Annotated in this window: 10 protein-coding genes; 2 read left to right on the top strand and 8 right to left on the bottom strand. The window is 45.1% G+C overall.

Annotated features, from left to right (window positions below):
• Positions 1-67: 67 nt before the first annotated feature.
• A complete protein-coding gene (locus AC58UX_RS15495) occupies positions 68-1,126 on the top strand; it encodes a YheC/YheD family endospore coat-associated protein (protein ID WP_497254171.1) in 1,059 nt (352 codons plus the stop codon).
• Positions 1,127-1,147: 21 nt separating this feature from the next.
• On the opposite strand, the gene nasC is transcribed toward AC58UX_RS15495, so the two are convergent.
• A complete protein-coding gene (gene nasC / locus AC58UX_RS15500) occupies positions 1,148-3,232 on the bottom strand; it encodes an assimilatory nitrate reductase catalytic subunit NasC (RefSeq protein WP_497254872.1) in 2,085 nt (694 codons plus the stop codon).
• A 140-nt stretch (positions 3,233-3,372) separates the two neighbouring features.
• On the bottom strand, positions 3,373-4,245 hold the full coding sequence (locus AC58UX_RS15505; RefSeq protein WP_497254173.1) for a helix-turn-helix transcriptional regulator: 873 nt from the start codon (positions 4,243-4,245) through the stop codon (positions 3,373-3,375).
• 84 nt (positions 4,246-4,329) lie between these two features.
• Here AC58UX_RS15505 and AC58UX_RS15510 point away from each other — a divergent pair, with 84 nt between their 5' ends.
• A complete protein-coding gene (locus AC58UX_RS15510) occupies positions 4,330-5,724 on the top strand; it encodes a sulfatase family protein (RefSeq protein ID WP_497254175.1) in 1,395 nt (464 codons plus the stop codon).
• A 52-nt stretch (positions 5,725-5,776) separates the two neighbouring features.
• Here the strand turns inward: AC58UX_RS15510 and AC58UX_RS15515 are convergent, their stop codons facing one another.
• The 6 genes from AC58UX_RS15515 to AC58UX_RS15540 form a co-directional block, all read right to left on the bottom strand.
• On the bottom strand, positions 5,777-7,510 hold the full coding sequence (locus AC58UX_RS15515; protein WP_497254177.1) for an arylsulfatase: 1,734 nt from the start codon (positions 7,508-7,510) through the stop codon (positions 5,777-5,779).
• Positions 7,500-10,214: a right-handed parallel beta-helix repeat-containing protein gene (locus AC58UX_RS15520; protein WP_497254179.1), complete on the bottom strand. Its 2,715-nt coding sequence runs from the start codon at positions 10,212-10,214 to the stop codon at positions 7,500-7,502. Before AC58UX_RS15520 ends, AC58UX_RS15515 begins: the two co-directional genes overlap by 11 nt.
• Positions 10,215-10,424: 210 nt before the next feature.
• Positions 10,425-12,776, bottom strand: coding sequence for a helix-turn-helix domain-containing protein (locus AC58UX_RS15525; protein ID WP_497254181.1), 2,352 nt, complete (start codon positions 12,774-12,776; stop codon positions 10,425-10,427).
• A 57-nt stretch (positions 12,777-12,833) separates the two neighbouring features.
• Positions 12,834-13,889, bottom strand: coding sequence for an alpha-L-fucosidase (locus tag AC58UX_RS15530; protein WP_497254183.1), 1,056 nt, complete (start codon positions 13,887-13,889; stop codon positions 12,834-12,836).
• Positions 13,890-13,914: 25 nt separating this feature from the next.
• The gene (locus tag AC58UX_RS15535; protein ID WP_497254185.1) at positions 13,915-15,231 is read right to left on the bottom strand and encodes a sulfatase family protein; all 1,317 of its coding nucleotides are present in this window, start codon (positions 15,229-15,231) and stop codon (positions 13,915-13,917) included.
• Between the two features lie 4 nt (positions 15,232-15,235).
• Entirely contained in the window at positions 15,236-16,816 is a 1,581-nt protein-coding gene (locus AC58UX_RS15540; RefSeq protein WP_497254187.1) for a sulfatase family protein, read from the bottom strand.
• Positions 16,817-16,866: the final 50 nt, after the last annotated feature.

Genomic DNA, 16,866 nt, shown 5'->3' on the forward strand with positions numbered 1-16,866 from the left:
CCCATACCAAAATGCCCCTACTAGCATTAGCTACTAAAGATGGTTCGATGACTAGGGAGTGAGATGAATGGACAAGCGCCCATTAATAGGCATTATGGTACCTACAAGGAAAAGTAGAAAAAGAATTTTGGCTCTATGTCAACGTTATCAAAATCAAAACCTGAGACTTTATGCTTTCACTCCAGCAGATATACGTTGGAAGAAGCAACGTATTATTGGGCTTAGCTTGAAAAATGGCAAATGGACTCAACGTTTGTACCCATTTCCACGTGTCGTCTATAACCGTTGTTACAACAAAGTATCCAAGACAATTCAACATTTAGAAAAAATAATAGGTAATCAGATGTGTTTCAATACGATCAATCAATTCAATAAATGGGAACTCTATAACCAGCTACATCAATCAAGTCTTTCTCAATATGTACCCAACACACTTCCATATAATGAAGAGAACATATCAGAACTATTAGAGATAAATAATCTTCTCTTCATCAAGCCGATTTATGGATCTAAAGGCGCATCTGTCTATCGAATTGAACGTCTTGATAATGAAGATATTCACATTTCCTTACACAGTTTAGCGCCAAGAATAATTTGCAGAAAAAATGAAAGCCTACAGGAGAAGTTAAATGAACTTCTAGCAAAAGAGAATTATCTAGTTCAACAAGGGATTCAAATGAGTCAACTCAATCGTCAATATTTTGACATTCGTGTCCTTGTTCAAAAGGGAAATGTTGGTCAGTGGATAGTTTCCAACATAGCTTGTAGAGTGGCCTACGAGCGTTACTTTAACACAAGTATGTGTGAGCGTGTTTATGATGTAGCAGAGATTCTCCCGCAACTCCTTTCGCCTGAAAAAGCAAATGAAATCTTACAGTCACTGAATGAAGTAAGCATTAAGGCAGCTCAAGTTGCAGAGTCTCTTATGGGATCATTGGGAGAATTGAGTGTGGATTTTGTATTAGACAATCAAAGTAGCTTATGGATTATTGAACTTAATGGAATGCCCCAGAAAACGATATACGAGGATCTTAAGGGTTTTAAACTTAAAAATCTTTATCGTAAACCAATGGAATATGCTTATTATCTTACTCAAACAAATAAACCGAACTCATCGCTTAAGTGATCGATGAGTTCGGTTTTCATTTTAGGCATATTCCGGTACTAATGGGCTTACTTGTACGGCGCACACCTTAAAACCAGGCATTTTGCACGTTGGATCGAGTGCGTCATTAGTCAATTTGTTGACGTTTTGCGTATCTCCCCAATGCATAGGCACGAATACGGTATCCTCGCGAATCGCTTCGCTAAAGCGACTACGCACGTAAACTTCGCCGCGTTTGGAGGTCAGCTTCACTAATGTCGCATCTTCAATGTGATACCTTTTCGCTGTTCTTGGATGGATCTCCATGAAGGATTCCACATCTCGCGCGGCTAACGATGGACTTTTGCGAGTTTGCACGCCAGTAAGGTAATGAACAAGCACTCGGCCAGTCGTTAAATAGAGCGGATACGCTTCACTAACCTGCTCTTTGGGCAGATGATTCTCCACGGTGGTGAGCAGCGCTCTCCCTTCAGGCAGCGGAAAAGAGGTTTCGAATAATCGTTTAGTACCTGGGTGCGCCTCTTCGGGACAAGGCCAGTAAACGCCCCCTTCCTTCCTTAACCGATCATAAGTGATGCCGTAGTAGTCGGCAGTCCCTCCACGGCTTGCAACACGCAGCTCATGAAAGATAGCTTCAACATCCGCAAATTGGAAAAATCGACCTCTCCCGAGCTTTTCAGCAAGCTCACAAAGGATCTGCCAATCGTGCTTAACCTCGCCGGGTGCAGGACGACCGGCCTCTCTTAAGAGCACGCGGCCTTCGAGGTTCGTCAACGTACCTGCATTCTCTAAAAACGCGGAGACTGGTAAAAGTAAATCAGCTATTTGTGTCGTTTCGGACATTAGAAAATCCGCTACGACAAGGAAATCAAGCTTTTTTAAGCCTTCTTCAACGAAGTTCGCATTCGGGTTGGATACGAGCGGATTGGAGCCCATGACGAATAGCGCTCGTATTTCCTGCTCGTGGACCTTCTCCATCATTTCATAGGCAGAGACCCCCTTGCCTGGAAGCTCATTCGGATCGATCCCCCAAACCTTCGCCACGTAAGCGCGATCCTCCGGATTCTCGATCAGACGATAGCCGGGGAGTTGATCCGCTTTTTGCCCATGCTCCCTGCCGCCTTGCCCATTCCCTTGGCCTGTTACAGCGCCATATCCGCAGCCAGGTTTGCCGATTTTCCCCGTAAGTAAGACAAGGTTAAGAAAGTTTCGCACAGCCATGTGGCCATCCGTTTGCTGCTCCACGCCTCTTGCCGTGAATACCATACCTGTTTTCGCTTTACCATAACTCAGCGCCGCTTTACGAATCAACTCCGCGGGTACACCCGTTAATTCAGCAATCTCAGCCATATCAAGGGATTCTAAATGAGCTTTCAACTCGGGAAATCCCGTCGTTCGATCAGCCACAAAGGCTGTATCGATTAATCCGTACTCAAGAATAACTTTCAGCATGCCATTTGCCAAAGTTGCATCCATCCCTGGCCTCACCTGCAGATGAATATCCGCAATCCGCGTTGTGCCCGTTTCCCGAGGATCGATGGCAATGATGAGAGTACCCTTCTCTTTCGCTCTCGTAAAATAAGGCATCAGCGTCGGTTGACACTCTGCAATATTCGTTCCCGCAAGCAGGATGCATTCAGCGAGTTCAATGTCCGCCAGCTGGTTCGTTAACCCGCGATCAATCCCAAATACTTTGACGCCCGCTGATGCCGCAGCCGACATACAAAATCTGCCGTTATAATCAATAAACTTCGTTTGCAGTGCAACACGGGCGAATTTGCCTAGTAAATAGGCAGATTCATTCGTAAGTGAACCGCCGCCATAGACACCAACCGTGTGATTGCCATAAGCGGAGCGAAGCATGTTAAACTTGTTGACAATGAGCTCATAAGCTTCATCCCATGAAATACGTACGAACTCGCCATGCCTCTTCTTCATCGGATAATGAATGCGTTCTCCTGTGAGCACATGCTGGTGTGCGTAAATTCCTTTGATACATAGACGTCCTTCTGAGGCTTGATTTGACTTGGGTACAACGGAATATACCAGTTCTCCGTCGGTAGATCTTCTTTTTTCAACAACCTGCAACTTGCACTGTACACTGCAAAAAGGGCATTGTGTATCCATTACTTTCATAGTTTCACCTTATTATTAGCAACCCATGGCTGCGAATTTACTTTTTAGTTTTCCCAAAGCAACTCCAGACTAACTCATTCCGATGGTAACCTACAAAGTCTTTATATTCAACACCTAGTAAACTTAGATTCCTATGACCAACCTCTTGTCTGTTTATTTTTCACCGCAATTGGCGGATATCCCATGGATTGTTTGAACTGCTTGGAGAATGAGTACGGATCTGGATAACCTAAAGCTGTTGCTACTTTATGAATTTTTTGTCCACTCTCCGTTAATAGCATTCGAGCATGTGCCATCCGAGTTGTGACTTGGTACTCCATTGGCGTCTGACCAACCTGTTTTTTAAACAGCTCACGAAAATATTTCTCAGAAAGCCCGGCAATCTCCGCTAATTGATTTGGCAAGTATCGCTGCTGCGGATTATGTTCCACGAAACGTTTCACACGTTCAATTCTTTCATCACAAGCTGGTGCAGCCCCTTCCTCTAAGAGCTCCATTTGGATTCTCAACAAAATCTCACTCATAATCGTGCCGCGTAATGCTTCGCCAGAAGGCTTGGAAGCCAGCTTTGAATAGGCGAATAGCTTTTCAAATAACAACTGAAAGGCGATCGAGTCGTTCGAAGTAAAGGAAAAATAAAAAGGCTGCTCGTGATGCCTCACCATCTCCATCGTCCGGTTATCATAGATACCAAAACGTACAGGAATGATCGAAGGCGGATGCTTCGTGTTTTGAACAGCGGAATGAAGCATTCCTGGACTGACAAAAATGATTTTGCCTTTCTCAAATGGAATGGCTGACGATTCAATATCATAGCGACCTTCACCGTCCTTGATATAAATAATGTGAAAATCCGCATTGATACGGTCTTGAAATTTCCAATGACGAGGGACAATTCGGTTATAGCAGCTATGGATTTTGATATGAAAGTGATAAAGCATGGATTCGATCAAGTGCTGGAATAACTTAAGTGCTAGTGCAGGATCACTCTCCAAATTTGACATCATAGACTCCTCCATTTCCATGTAAAAGGTAATGATTTTGCCCTATAATGATAGGTAATAAATACATCATATTGAGGGATGACTATGGCACAAAAGCCGAATATTTTGTTCTTATTTACCGACGATCAACGTTTCGATGCCATTCACGCACTAGGAAATACTGAAATCATAACCCCGCATATGGATTCACTTATCGCTCGTGGAACCGCCTTCACCCATGCTCATATTCCTAGCGGGACATCACCCGCGATTTGTATGCCAAGCCGAGCTATGCTTCATTCCGGACGAACACTGTTTCATATTGAGAGAAATGGGCAAGAGATTCCACCTGAGCACATAACGCTCGGCGAAACACTGCGCGCTGTTGGTTATCGCACCTTCGCAACCGGCAAATGGCACAATGGTCCAGCGTCATTCGGCAGAAGCTTCTCGGACGGGAATTCGGTTTTCTTCGGCGGCATGTGGGACCATTGGAATGTACCGCTCTGTCACTTTGACCCAACAGGTAAGTATGAGAATCTCATTCCATTCACGCAAAATTTTCTTCGTGAGAGTAAGACCACTGACGTTCACTGCGACTATTTCTCCACGGGTAAACACTCTACCGATGTGTTTAGTGAGGAAGCCGTGCAATTTCTAGAGAATTACGCATCAGACGAGCCTTTCTTCATGTATGTCTCTTATTTGGCTCCACACGATCCGAGAACGATGCCTCCTCGCTTTAGAGAGCTGTACGATGTGGAGAAGATCAGTCTACCCCCGAATTTCATGGAGGAGCACCCTTTTAACTACGGCGCTAAGCAAATTCGAGACGAAGAATTAGCCTCGTATCCACGAACAGAGTCTGAGATTAAGCGTCATCTTTTAGAGTACTATGCGATGATTACCCACCTCGATGAGGAAATTGGCAGGATCCTCGCTACCTTGGAGCAGACAGGGCACGCAGAGAATACGATCATTCTGCTCGCTGGTGATAACGGACTTGCCGTAGGCCAGCATGGACTTATGGGGAAACAAAGCCACTATGAGCATAGCGTTCGAGTCCCACTCGTCTTAGCAGGACCTGGAGTTCCCAAAGGATTGCGACTGGATAACTACGCATACTTGCTTGATGTCTATCCGACGCTATGTGATCTTGTTGGTGTAGAAACTCCAGCGACTGTAGAAGGACTTAGCTTACTCCCAATGATGCAGGATCCAGCTGTGCGTTTGCGGGATTCGCTTTATTTTGCCTATAGTGATCTGATTCGCAGTGTGAAAAATGACCGCTATAAGCTCATAGAATATGTGAGAAATGTGCGAGAAACGCAGTTATTTGATCTCATCGATGACCCCTATGAAACGAAGAATTTGATTAACGACGAAGCGTACGAAGCGATTGTAGGTGAGTTGCGCGAGCTCTTATTTCGTTACAGAGATGAGTGGGACGATCGACTCCATCCATTAGGAAAATCGTTTTGGGAAGCTTATCAGCGGTAACAACAATGAAATGGAAGCTCCCATGATATCGCTATCGAGTGGGAGCTTCTTTTTACATTTTCCTCACATACACGTAATAAGCACCTCGAATGTTCCCTTCGTCATCCTCCAGATACGTTTGCAGATGCGCAGGACCTGCGCTCAAAGCTAACGTAAATGTAATGTGTTTATCATGCTCGGTAACGGCGCTAGTAACCTCAATACCACGAATTTTCAAGGTAGCTTTGGTCACCGCAATCGCCAAGCCACCGCTGTACCACCCTTGCAATTCGCCAGGTATACCGCCTATGATGTCACGGTCTTCCTCTATCGGCCATCGCCTTAACTCAAATGCGTACTCCCCATCCGTTTCGACATGCAGCTCAACATAGCTGTTGCATATCTTTCCTGCACGAATATCACCTTGATTCCACGCGCAGTCTCCGACATCTCCTCGCCAATCATGAGACGTAATGTTGGTTACTGGCTCCTTCTCCGAACCGATGCTGATCGGAATCTCTTCATCAAATTGTCTGGATACAAGGTTCCACCAGACCTCATAATCCGCTCGCAGCTGCTCAACGACTTCAGGAAACTGATCTGCAACATTACTTCGCTGCTCTGGGTCAAGCTGAAGCAGATACAACTCCTTGCCATTGATTAACCGCCAATGGCCTCGCATCACCGCGCTATCCTTCCACTTCACAGGGGTTGGAACACGTTGTGAATCCGTGACTACTGCTCGCTCAGGCCACGATGCATCCAAATTCGCTAATAGCGGCGTCAGACTCTTCCCATCAAAGCTCAGCTCTGCTGGGGTCGGAATCCCGCACAGCTCCATAAGTGTAGGCATAATATCCACGTAGGAGGTTAACTGGTTGATATCTACTCCAGCGGTGTAGCCTCCGTTAGGCCAGTGAAGGAAGAATGGCACACGATGACCGCCCTCATAAGGCGAGCTTTTCTTCCCTCTCATCCCGCCATTGTATCCGCTTGTAACGTATCCACTTGAGTCCAGCTCACACCCATTCGCAGTGCCATTATCTGTTGTAAACACGAATATCGTGTTATCAGTGAGCCCTAACTCATCCAATCTTCGACGGAGTCCCCCGACATTTTCATCTATATTTGTGATCATGCCGTAGAATTTGGCCCGCTTCTCTGGCACAAGATCACGATAGGGATCCACATACTGATCTGCAATATGGAGAGGCGTATGAGGTGCATTCGTCGGAATATAGCAGAGGAAGGGTTCATCCTGATGCCGTTCTATAAAATCTAGTCCTAATCGAAACCAGACATCGGTACAATAGCCTTCAAATTTCCTAGGAACTCCGCGATCATAATACGTATCGTCAAAATAATCATTTCCCCAGTAATCCGGCGTTTGACCAATACCTCCCCCTCCATGGACAACGACTTCATCAAAGCCTCGATCCTGCGGTCTATAAGGATAATTATCACCCAAGTGCCATTTGCCAAAAATGCCCGTGCGGTAACCATTGGCCCGAAACACATCGGCTAGACTCACTTCATCCTTACGAAGCAACGACCTGCCGCCAATCGTATGCCAAACGCCTGTACTGTTGTGATAATGACCTGTCAGCAACCCGGCTCTTGTAGGGGCACAGGTCGGTCCGACATGGTAATCCGTGAGGTGACTACTCTCGGTATAGAGCTTATCGATATGGGGGGTGGAAACGATCGGGTTGCCTAAGCAACCCAGATCCCCGTAGCCTTGATCATCAGTGATGACGATGACAATGTTCGGTTTTTTAGAAATGGGATTCGACTCCTTATTCTTCATATTGTTCAAACACATCAAACAATTTCACATCATCAAAGTAGACATTGCCCGTTGTCGTCGTATCGGCAGCATCTCCAAGATAAATTTCATCGAAGGATGTGAGGATATCGGTTGTCGCAATTAATGTGCCATCAATATACAGCTTCGTATCGATCCCCGATGAGAGATCAAACTTAAATTCATGCCAGCCAGACGAACGATTGACGGATGAAGCTACCCATGTTTGGTCATCCACTAAATAGGAATATTTATTCGTCGACGTATTCGTAACCACGCCGATCATCGCATTCTCTTCCGTTGTTGTGCTCGTTAATCTTGCGCGGACCTTCATATCGTTATAATTCAGATTGTCACAGAACCAAACCGATAGGATGCCATATGTTTCATCCCCCATTACATGGACGATCTCATCCTGCTCCTGATTGGGGAAAAAGCTTTGGGTTCCCGTGTGCGCATGCGCGGTAGTTGCCGTAGGTGTTCCGTACACAGGCGTCCACGCATCGAAGCCATTCTCAAAGTCCTCCGCGAACGAAGCATCTGGATTCGGCTCTACAATGCTCGTTTCAATACTCATCGTGGTGGCTGAATCGGAGTAAGGATAATCACTTTTCAAGCCAATGGAGCTCTGATCAATTTGCACGAAACCGCGCGCTAAGCTTGGTGATGTGGATTGCAGTGTGTAATTGTGATTCGCCGCGTCCACGAACAGCGGATTGGCTGTTGTTGAATTTTGATCATATTTATTATTGTAGAGGTTCTTCCATGTTGCTAACGTATCACTTCCAGGAATGTTGACGAAGGCGTACGCCCCCGTTGTACTATAGAACGTATTATTGTTAGATGATTGCACCCTGCTGCTTGACCATGAGGAGAAATTATAGAACACTCTGGCCTTAAATATGATGTTGTTCAAAAGTTGATTATCACGTGTAGGCTGATCGCCAATCACGTTCAATTGCACGCCTTTGGCACCGCCAGTTGCGTCTGCGATGTTATTTTGCACCAGATTTTCGATACCTTTGACATTATAGGTTATTTTGGTGCCGCCTTTTAGCCCGTAAACAATGTTGTTCGTCACCGTATTGTGATCAGACACATCGTCGAGGTATAGTCCCTTCTGTAAGCCGAATCTGCCGCTATCATGAAGACGGTTATTATTAATTGTCGCATAGACAATGCCGCCTGTTTTCAAAATACCCGTATCCTGCGCATCTTGGTTGACTTTCGACACATCGTTGAATTGAATGACATTATAACGACCAGGGTTAAAATTATAGCGATTCGCCGGCGTCACCGTAATGCCCTCGATCACATTCGGCATCTCCGTCCATTTACTTCCCTTCACCTGAATCCCATAATGGGTCGCATTCGTCACTTTGTTATAGGAAGCTTCGGTACTGCCCGCATTAGCAAAATAAATCCCGGAACCATTCGTTGACGTACGCGCAATATCATCGATTTCATTATTAGAGACAAGATGACCTGTATGCGTGTAATCCGCTGTATTAGCCGCACCTGTAATCCGCACCCCGCTATCGCCAACATCATGGATGTAGTTCCCGTAGATGAGTGTGTCGTAGGCACGTGTTTTCACCGGTGTCGACTGAAAATCATTCGGCGGAAAAGAGACGCCATTCGATGCCGAATTCACAATGCGATTATTCTTAATCGTAATGTGATCTGCATTCAGAATGACAATATTCCCTGTTTTTCCACTATTCATATCCGCATAGGTGCTATTAGAGACCATGAACGTCAAGCCTTCCAGCTGAATATTCGTCACTCGATTCGTCGCTGTAGTTCCCTGAAAGGTTACAATTCGATCCACTTTCGGTGCGATGATCTCCTGCGTACTGATGCTGCTATTCCTTGGGTAGTAGTATAAATAGCCAGCCGCTTTATCCAAATAAAATTCACCAAGTTGATCAAGCAGCTCAATCGCCCCTTGCAGGAAGTACCTAGAGTTCGCACTAAGGTTACCTAAATAGGCCCATCGTTGATTCTCCGTCAATGTGATTTTCTTGCTCGTCGTATTGATCGCGGCTACAGGCAGGATTTCATTCGCCCAATTGACAGCCCCAGGCCAAACATAGACTTGCAGGTTGCTAATATCTGCGATCGCCGGAACGTCGCCGCTGTTGTAAATAAACGCCTTTTTCGGTTGACTCGCATCGCTGCTTTTTATTTTCTTATAACCGTTGTTCGGAAATCTGGCGATGTTGGCTCTTTCACCGTTTTCGTACAACGTATCGAAGCTCCAGCTCGTGCCGACATTCGTCTTATAAATATTGCCCGCATGCAGCTGCCAGTTCGTCAGCTTCTGACCGCCAATGATGCGTGCGCTCCCGAGTGCATCGTAATTTTTATAAATAACTTTGTAGCCATTGGTTCCTGAATCAGCTTCCGTGAAGATAATGCTAGTATCATTGAAGTAGTCCCCTGCACGAATATAAACAAGGATATCTCCCGTCATATTCGTATTAATGGTTCTGACAACGTCCCTTGCTTTGGCAATGGTCTTGAACGGCTGCGACAGTGTGCCCGGATTAGTATCACTACCATTAGCAGCTACATAATACGCAGCCTGCGTGGCTGCGTGCCCGACATTTGGTGCGACTGCAAAAAGCTGAACAATAAGAAGGGCTGTTACGAAAAGCATGAAGACCGAATAGCGTTTCTTGGACAATCTTAAAATCATTATCATCATCCTCTCTCCTACATAGTATATAATTCCTATCTACATAGTAGAGATTAGCTGATTCGCCTTATATTTTATACTGTAAACACCCTGGATTTCTGGATTAAACTAAGAAAAAGCAGGTTGATTTTACTTGTGTGATTGGATTTGATTAGGAATAAATAAAAGGAATTGGCCACAGCTTCGAGCCAATGCTCCAAACTAACAACCAATTCCTCATATGCTTCTTAATTGCCCCGTATTTTTCCTGAACGTTCCAGGACTGATACCTTCCATTCGCTTAAAAGCCTTATAAAACGTATTTGTGTTGAGATAACCAACTTGTCTCGCGATATCATCAATCGTAAGACTTTCTTTTAAAAGGAGCTCGCAAGCATGATTCATTCGAATTTGCTCCATATAGCTAGAGAAATTCTCCCCTACCTGCTCTTTAAAAAATTGGGACAAATACACCTCGCTAATACTGAAATGCTCCGCCACATTTGCTAAGCACAAGTTGCCATCCGAATAGTTCGTATGCAAGTAACCGATAATGCGATCCCTCAGTTCCACATTACGACTCTTTTTCTGTGTATTCACATAACGACATAAGCTTGCGAGCGTGTCGGTTATGTAGACAAATGCGTCCTGAAAGACTTGAAATGAGCTTACTCGTTCAATGAAGTCCCGATAGGCGATATCTTCCTCTCTGCCATTTAACTGAAAAACCTCATGAATTAATTTGTACCCCGTAGCTGAAATATCAAAAACGAGCAGCTTCATCGTATTCGAAGACATGCGTCTGTCCAATGCATTTTCCTTATAGATATCCTCAAAAAGCTTCCGAACCTCTTTCTCATTCCCTGACTTCACTAAATTAATCATTCGTTGTTCGATTTCAATTGGGTAATAGTAGCCATTGTCATCCTTTGGAATATCATCGTAACGAAGGATGTATGTCTCATTCCTATTCGTCAGCATTTCAAGCGCTTTATTCGCTTCATTAAAGGAACGATACACTTCTAGCAGCGTTTCATAAATACTACCCACGCCAAAGTCGACTTGTATATCGGAAAATTCGTTCACCGTCTCACTTAATCTGCGGATGGTTCCCAGCGCGAGTTGTTCAATCTGCTCCAGATTCCCTTCAGAGAAATTCATCAGAATGGCGATACGATCCTGTCGCATATCATGAATGAAGCCCGAGGGTCCCAGCGATTGACTCAGCAGCTCTTTCATAACGACCCTTTTCATCGTCAAAGAATCTTGGGCCACACTCGTGCGAGCTTCCTCCAGCCATTTCAACCTCAGTACAGCAACTAGATAGTATTTTCCCTGCATGTGTAAGCCCATATCTGATATCGTAGCCTCGATCTCATCCAAGTCGTTGAATTCTCCACGCAATAACCGGTCTACGAAGGCTGCTCGTAGCAATGGTGTCTGCTGTTGAATCTCAGAATGCAGCTTTTCATTATTCACAATCAGCTTTGAAATTGAACCTTCTAGAAAGCTATACTCATTCGAATTGCCCTCACTCGTCCCCGCAAGCTTTTCACCAAATCGTTTAATTAATGCACGAATAGGTTTACTATTTTGATTGGCAAAAAAGATCGCGATGATTAGGCCTACTAGGAGACCAATAATAATGATAATCGTGTTGAATTGCTTCAGATCATCCACTTTCTTCATCACAAATCGGGTAGGAATCGCAGATACATAGGTCCACTTGGTTTCTGGAGATGTATAATAGCTAACGAGCATCTCCTCCCCGTTCAGTTGTTGCTGGATGAAACCTTCTTTGCCAGTTAACGCTAAGCTTTCTACATGAAGAGGTTCGTTCTTTCCACCTATCGAAGTTATCATCCTACCATTACTATCTGAAATATAGGACCATGCACCATTCTGTAGATTGAGCCGGTTCAAGAGTCGGTGAATTTCGGCTTCAGGGATTAAGACAAGAATCGTTCCCTTCGGATGATTAAATCCTAAAGGAACTGACTGAATATAGGTTACAAAGGTATTCGTTTTTCCGTTTACCTTTATTTCCCGAGCAGGCAAATACTCACCTTTATGATATTTCTGCAAAAACTCCGTATTCCACTCTTCATAGCTAAGCCCGCTGTACTTCAAAGATTCTTGGTAGTACATCGGCATTCTGAGCGACATATCCTTAGGGGACATGATCAAATCTGAATTATTGAAATGAACATAGAAATTAGCAATAAAATCACTGGTAAATTTGTAATTCTGTATATACTTCCATGTATCAATCGCCTTATAGGAATCTGTATCCTCTGATACTGAGGTGACATTTAGTAATGAGCCGATTTTCGGATGAAAACTCACCTGTGTCACGATATTCTCGACTTCCTTCAACCGTGCATCCACGACTTCACTGCTCTGTCTGAGCATAGATACATTGGATTCCGTAGCATCCTTCTCAACGACTCGCAAAGCCACAACATACATAACTGCGCCTATAGACACGGTGAAGAACATGATAACCAGATAGGATACCAATAAGCTGGAGAACGTTCGTTTCAGCTTATTTTTCAACGGAAACACCTCCGACAATAGCATTGAACTCATTATATTCATATAATTCCAATGCGTCAAGTCGGATTAATTCCACGAGATCAAACGTTATCATATTTGCTCATTAACCAGCTTGCCGCCAACTCGCTTAAGCACATCCCTATCTCGAGGATCCAAAGATCCATCTGGCAACACGCCAATGTTCAAAAGTAAGTTATAGTTCCTGGCTCGAGCCGCCAGCAGCTTATCCCACACTTCCTCCTCTGTCAGGTGCTCAGCTTCGGCTTTGTACCCCCATGAGACTGGATTTTTGATCATGGTTGTGCAGACTTCAATAAGCTTACGACCTTCTTGATCCTGCTCGCCTAGCTTGTTGATATGATGCTCGGGTGCAAAGAAGTCTTCCGTTCCCAGTAAGCCTTGTTTATATGAGATCAATGCATGCAGCGATGTTTCGCGGATATGTGCATACAAATCCTCACATTTGAACTGCGTAAAATCTCCTGTTTTCAATACACCAATGCCATCTAACCAAATGCCTGCCGCTGTTGGATATTGGATAAGCAATTCTGTTATTTGCGCCTTCATGAATGCAACATAAATAGACAGCTGACTCTCATCTCCATACTTATATGACGGCTCAGGAGGGTTATATGCGGGTCTCGCCGCACTGCCCCAAAGATTATTGTTGGGTGCATGCGGATGCTTCCAATCTCTCCCATGCGAGTAGTACAGGAAGAAACCCAGTTTATGCCTCTCACAAGCCTCAGCCAACTCCTTGACCAAATCACGCTTCGCTGGCGAATTCAAGCTGTTGAAATCGGTCCATTGCGTCTCAAACAAACAGAAGCTCTCATGATGACGTGTCGTTAGGTTGATATAGTTCATCCCACATTCTTTGGCAAAAGCTGCAATGGCATCGGCATCGAAGTTCTCTGCCGTAAACTTCTCCTTCAACTTCGCGTATTCAGCAACTGGGATTTGCCGGTTGTATTGTACCCATTCCATGATTTTCTCGTCTTCACGGCTATCCGTTCCCAATAAGGAATATAGGCCGTAATGCAGGAATAATCCATACTTCGCTTCCTTGAACCAAGCGAGGTTCGCCTCACGCGGGTTGCTCTGGTAAAGCTCAGCATAATGTTCTAAATAGGCTGGCACTCGCATCCTGATCATCTCTCCTTTGCTTTAATTACCTTTTTAATACGTGTAGAAGCTCTCTTACGATATGTTCATGCTGACTCGCGATATTGTTCGTTTCCCAGGGATCATTAATCACATTAAATAATTCTGGGATTTGGTTTTCTTTTTGAATCAATTTATATGTGCCATCTGAAATCATCGACCAATACTGTTTGTTGTGCTTACCATCTGCATCCAGTGCCGAGACTTGGTAGTCTCGTATTTTCGTCTGCTTACCTTCAAGATGAGGCTTCAGTGAAATGGATTCAGCAGCTTCAGGCATCGAAGTCCCCGCGTAGTCAACGAACGTCGCAGCTAAATCCTGCAGCTCAATAAGAGCGGTAGAAATCTCCCCTCGTTGTATACCAGGACCGCTGATAACCATTGGAATGTGCACAGAGCTGCGATGAGGCACACATTTCCCAAATCGACCATGATCCCCTAACATTTCACCGTGATCTGAGCTATAGACAACAATCGTATCGTCCCATTCTCCCCTACGCTTGATTTCGTCGATGATGAGTCCGATATTCCGATCAATATTGGCCAACATGGCGGCATAATTCTGTCTAATCTCGGTCGGATTTTTTTCCGAATCTGCTTCCCAATGATGTGGAAGTGGAAAAGCGACATCCTGCCATTCCTCTTTCATCCTCGCGGTAATATCCCACGGACCATGCGGACCCGTAAAATTCACCATGAGAAACCAAGGCTGTTTGGCTGGAAATGCTTGCAGCATACTTACTGCATTCGATGTTATCCAGTTATCGCAATAGGCTTCTTCAGGAAGCTCAGTTGGCGCCGTATCATGCCCTTTTCGTCCCTTCATGTCTGCAATGTGCAGCTGGGCCAGATCACGTCTGTACAAATATGCCATATAGGGATCTTTTGGGCCTTCTTTGCCCGAAATAATGGCATCTATTTTGCCGGCATTATCGATGGCTTCGGTAAAGCCAAGGGTTGCCAAATCATCGATCCAACCATCAAGCCCCCACCAATAAGTAGGTTTATGCAGGTCGAATTTCCCAACGCCGCCAACCCTGTATCCAGCTTCCTTAAGTACGGCGTAGAAGGTCTTCTTTTCCAATGGGAAATTCGCCTCATTGCTCGGTGTTTCACACTGATCATACCTAACACCAGCGGCCAAACAGGCTCTAGCAGGCGCGCATAATGGGGATGGTGTCACAGCTTGGGTAAACGTAACCCCTTGCTCCATCAATTGTCGAATATGCGGCATTCGTAAAGGAAGGTTACTATCCGCATAGGGCATCCAATCCCCTCGGTGAGAATCGGGAAATAGAAATAAGATATTTGGTTGCTTCGTCATCTCATCATACCTTTCCAGTCTGGAGCTCTAGCCGATCAAACTCCTCTTTCCAAACCTCGTAAGACATATGATGAGCGCCGAATTTCCCTGCCTTTTGCTGCGTTGCAATAGGTTCCAAATCCATTTGGAGGATCAACTCATCCAAGAGGTCGAGAGTGAGCAGCTTTTGGATCACACCATACTCTCTTTTGTTATATAAGTTATCGAGCTCTTGTGGATCGTTCTTCAAATTGTAGAGTTCGCCATTCGGGTCACCAGCCACATAAACAAGCTTCCACTCGTCTGTGACCAAAGCGTGTTGATCAGGGCTCAACTGACGATCTCGACCGGCATGGAGAAGTGTTAATCGTTCACGTGCGTTTTCGATCTCGCCATTTACAACGGGCCATTGAGACACCCCGTCTGCTGACAAAAGATGCTGCTCGATGCCAACGGCATCCAATAAAGTAGGGACCACATCAACAAAGGAAAGCAGGGCTTCCGTTTGCACACCGCGATGGGATGATGTCGGATTTTTAATAAGGAAAGGGATATTAATCAACTCCTCGTAGAGACAGCCCCCCTTGGCCATCAAGCCATGCGAACCCATATACTCCCCATGATCTGACGTAAATACGATAATGGTGTTGTCCGCCATGCCGAGTTCTTCCAGCTTATCGAGCATCTTCCCTACATTTTTATCAACAAGACTGACGGCCCCCCAATATGCGCGAGTGATCGTTGCAATATCGGATTGATCCTTCAGGTAATGGCCGCCGCCATCATATCCTTTCCGATTCTCATAGCGAAGCGCCTTGAATTGCTGCGGGTAATTGTCCTTCTCGGCTTCGCCGTTATAGGGAGTCACAGCCGGGATTTCCACATTGTCATACATCTCAAAGAACGGCTTCGGCGGCATAACTGGCCAATGCGGATCTGGGAAGCTGGCAAAACAGTAAAATGGCTGCTCACTATCCTTCATCGACTCCAAAAAGCTGCACGTTTGATCTCCAACATAGCTAGAGGAAAATAGATGCTCAGGTATATCATTCTTGTACACGCCTTGACCACATGAAACGTCCAACTTCTGCATATTTTCCGACTTAAAATAGTGATAATGCTCGGCATGCTCCTCGCGAAGCCATTTGCCATAATGGCCATACAGCGAATTGCTATGTCCAAGTATAATCTGCACGGTTTCAAACCCTGCATAAGGTCCATTCCACGACTCGAACTTTCCTTCTCGCCAATCAGCGATCGATTCCTCCGAGCCTCTGTGCTGTTGAGATTTGAAATGCGGCTTGCCTATAAAATGGGTCCTGTATCCCTGCTCAGTCAACACATCGCCTATCGTTTTTTCACCGCTGCGCATGGAATTATTGTGATGTGTCGCCCCATGATGACTCGATTTCTTGCCGGTTATCAGCGTAATTCGTGAAGGTGTACACACAGGACTTTCGCAATAAGCGCGATTGAATTGGACGCCTTCTTGAGCTAACCGATCTAAATTCGGCGTCTGGATAAGCTCATTACCGTATGTCCTTAACGTATCTTTACGCTGCTGATCCGTTGTGATGAATAAGATATTTTTGCGCTTTGTCTGCATGCTTCCATCCCCGTCCTCTCAACTATAGGAATTCGAAAAAAAGGAGCACA

This window comes from Paenibacillus sp. J22P90 (assembly GCF_059692195.1).

Bases quoted from the DNA above. Each gene is read 5' to 3' on its own strand.
- AC58UX_RS15495 (WP_497254171.1), top strand. From the start codon at position 68: ATGGACAAGCGCCCATTAATAGGCATTATGGTACCTACAAGGAAAAGT.
- nasC (WP_497254872.1), bottom strand. From the start codon at position 3,232: ATGGATACACAATGCCCTTTTTGCAGTGTACAGTGCAAGTTGCAGGTT.
- AC58UX_RS15505 (WP_497254173.1), bottom strand. From the start codon at position 4,245: ATGTCAAATTTGGAGAGTGATCCTGCACTAGCACTTAAGTTATTCCAG.
- AC58UX_RS15510 (WP_497254175.1), top strand. From the start codon at position 4,330: ATGGCACAAAAGCCGAATATTTTGTTCTTATTTACCGACGATCAACGT.
- AC58UX_RS15515 (WP_497254177.1), bottom strand. From the start codon at position 7,510: ATGAAGAATAAGGAGTCGAATCCCATTTCTAAAAAACCGAACATTGTC.
- AC58UX_RS15520 (WP_497254179.1), bottom strand. From the start codon at position 10,214: ATGATAATGATTTTAAGATTGTCCAAGAAACGCTATTCGGTCTTCATG.
- AC58UX_RS15525 (WP_497254181.1), bottom strand. From the start codon at position 12,776: ATGAGTTCAATGCTATTGTCGGAGGTGTTTCCGTTGAAAAATAAGCTG.
- AC58UX_RS15530 (WP_497254183.1), bottom strand. From the start codon at position 13,889: ATGCGAGTGCCAGCCTATTTAGAACATTATGCTGAGCTTTACCAGAGC.
- AC58UX_RS15535 (WP_497254185.1), bottom strand. From the start codon at position 15,231: ATGACGAAGCAACCAAATATCTTATTTCTATTTCCCGATTCTCACCGA.
- AC58UX_RS15540 (WP_497254187.1), bottom strand. From the start codon at position 16,816: ATGCAGACAAAGCGCAAAAATATCTTATTCATCACAACGGATCAGCAG.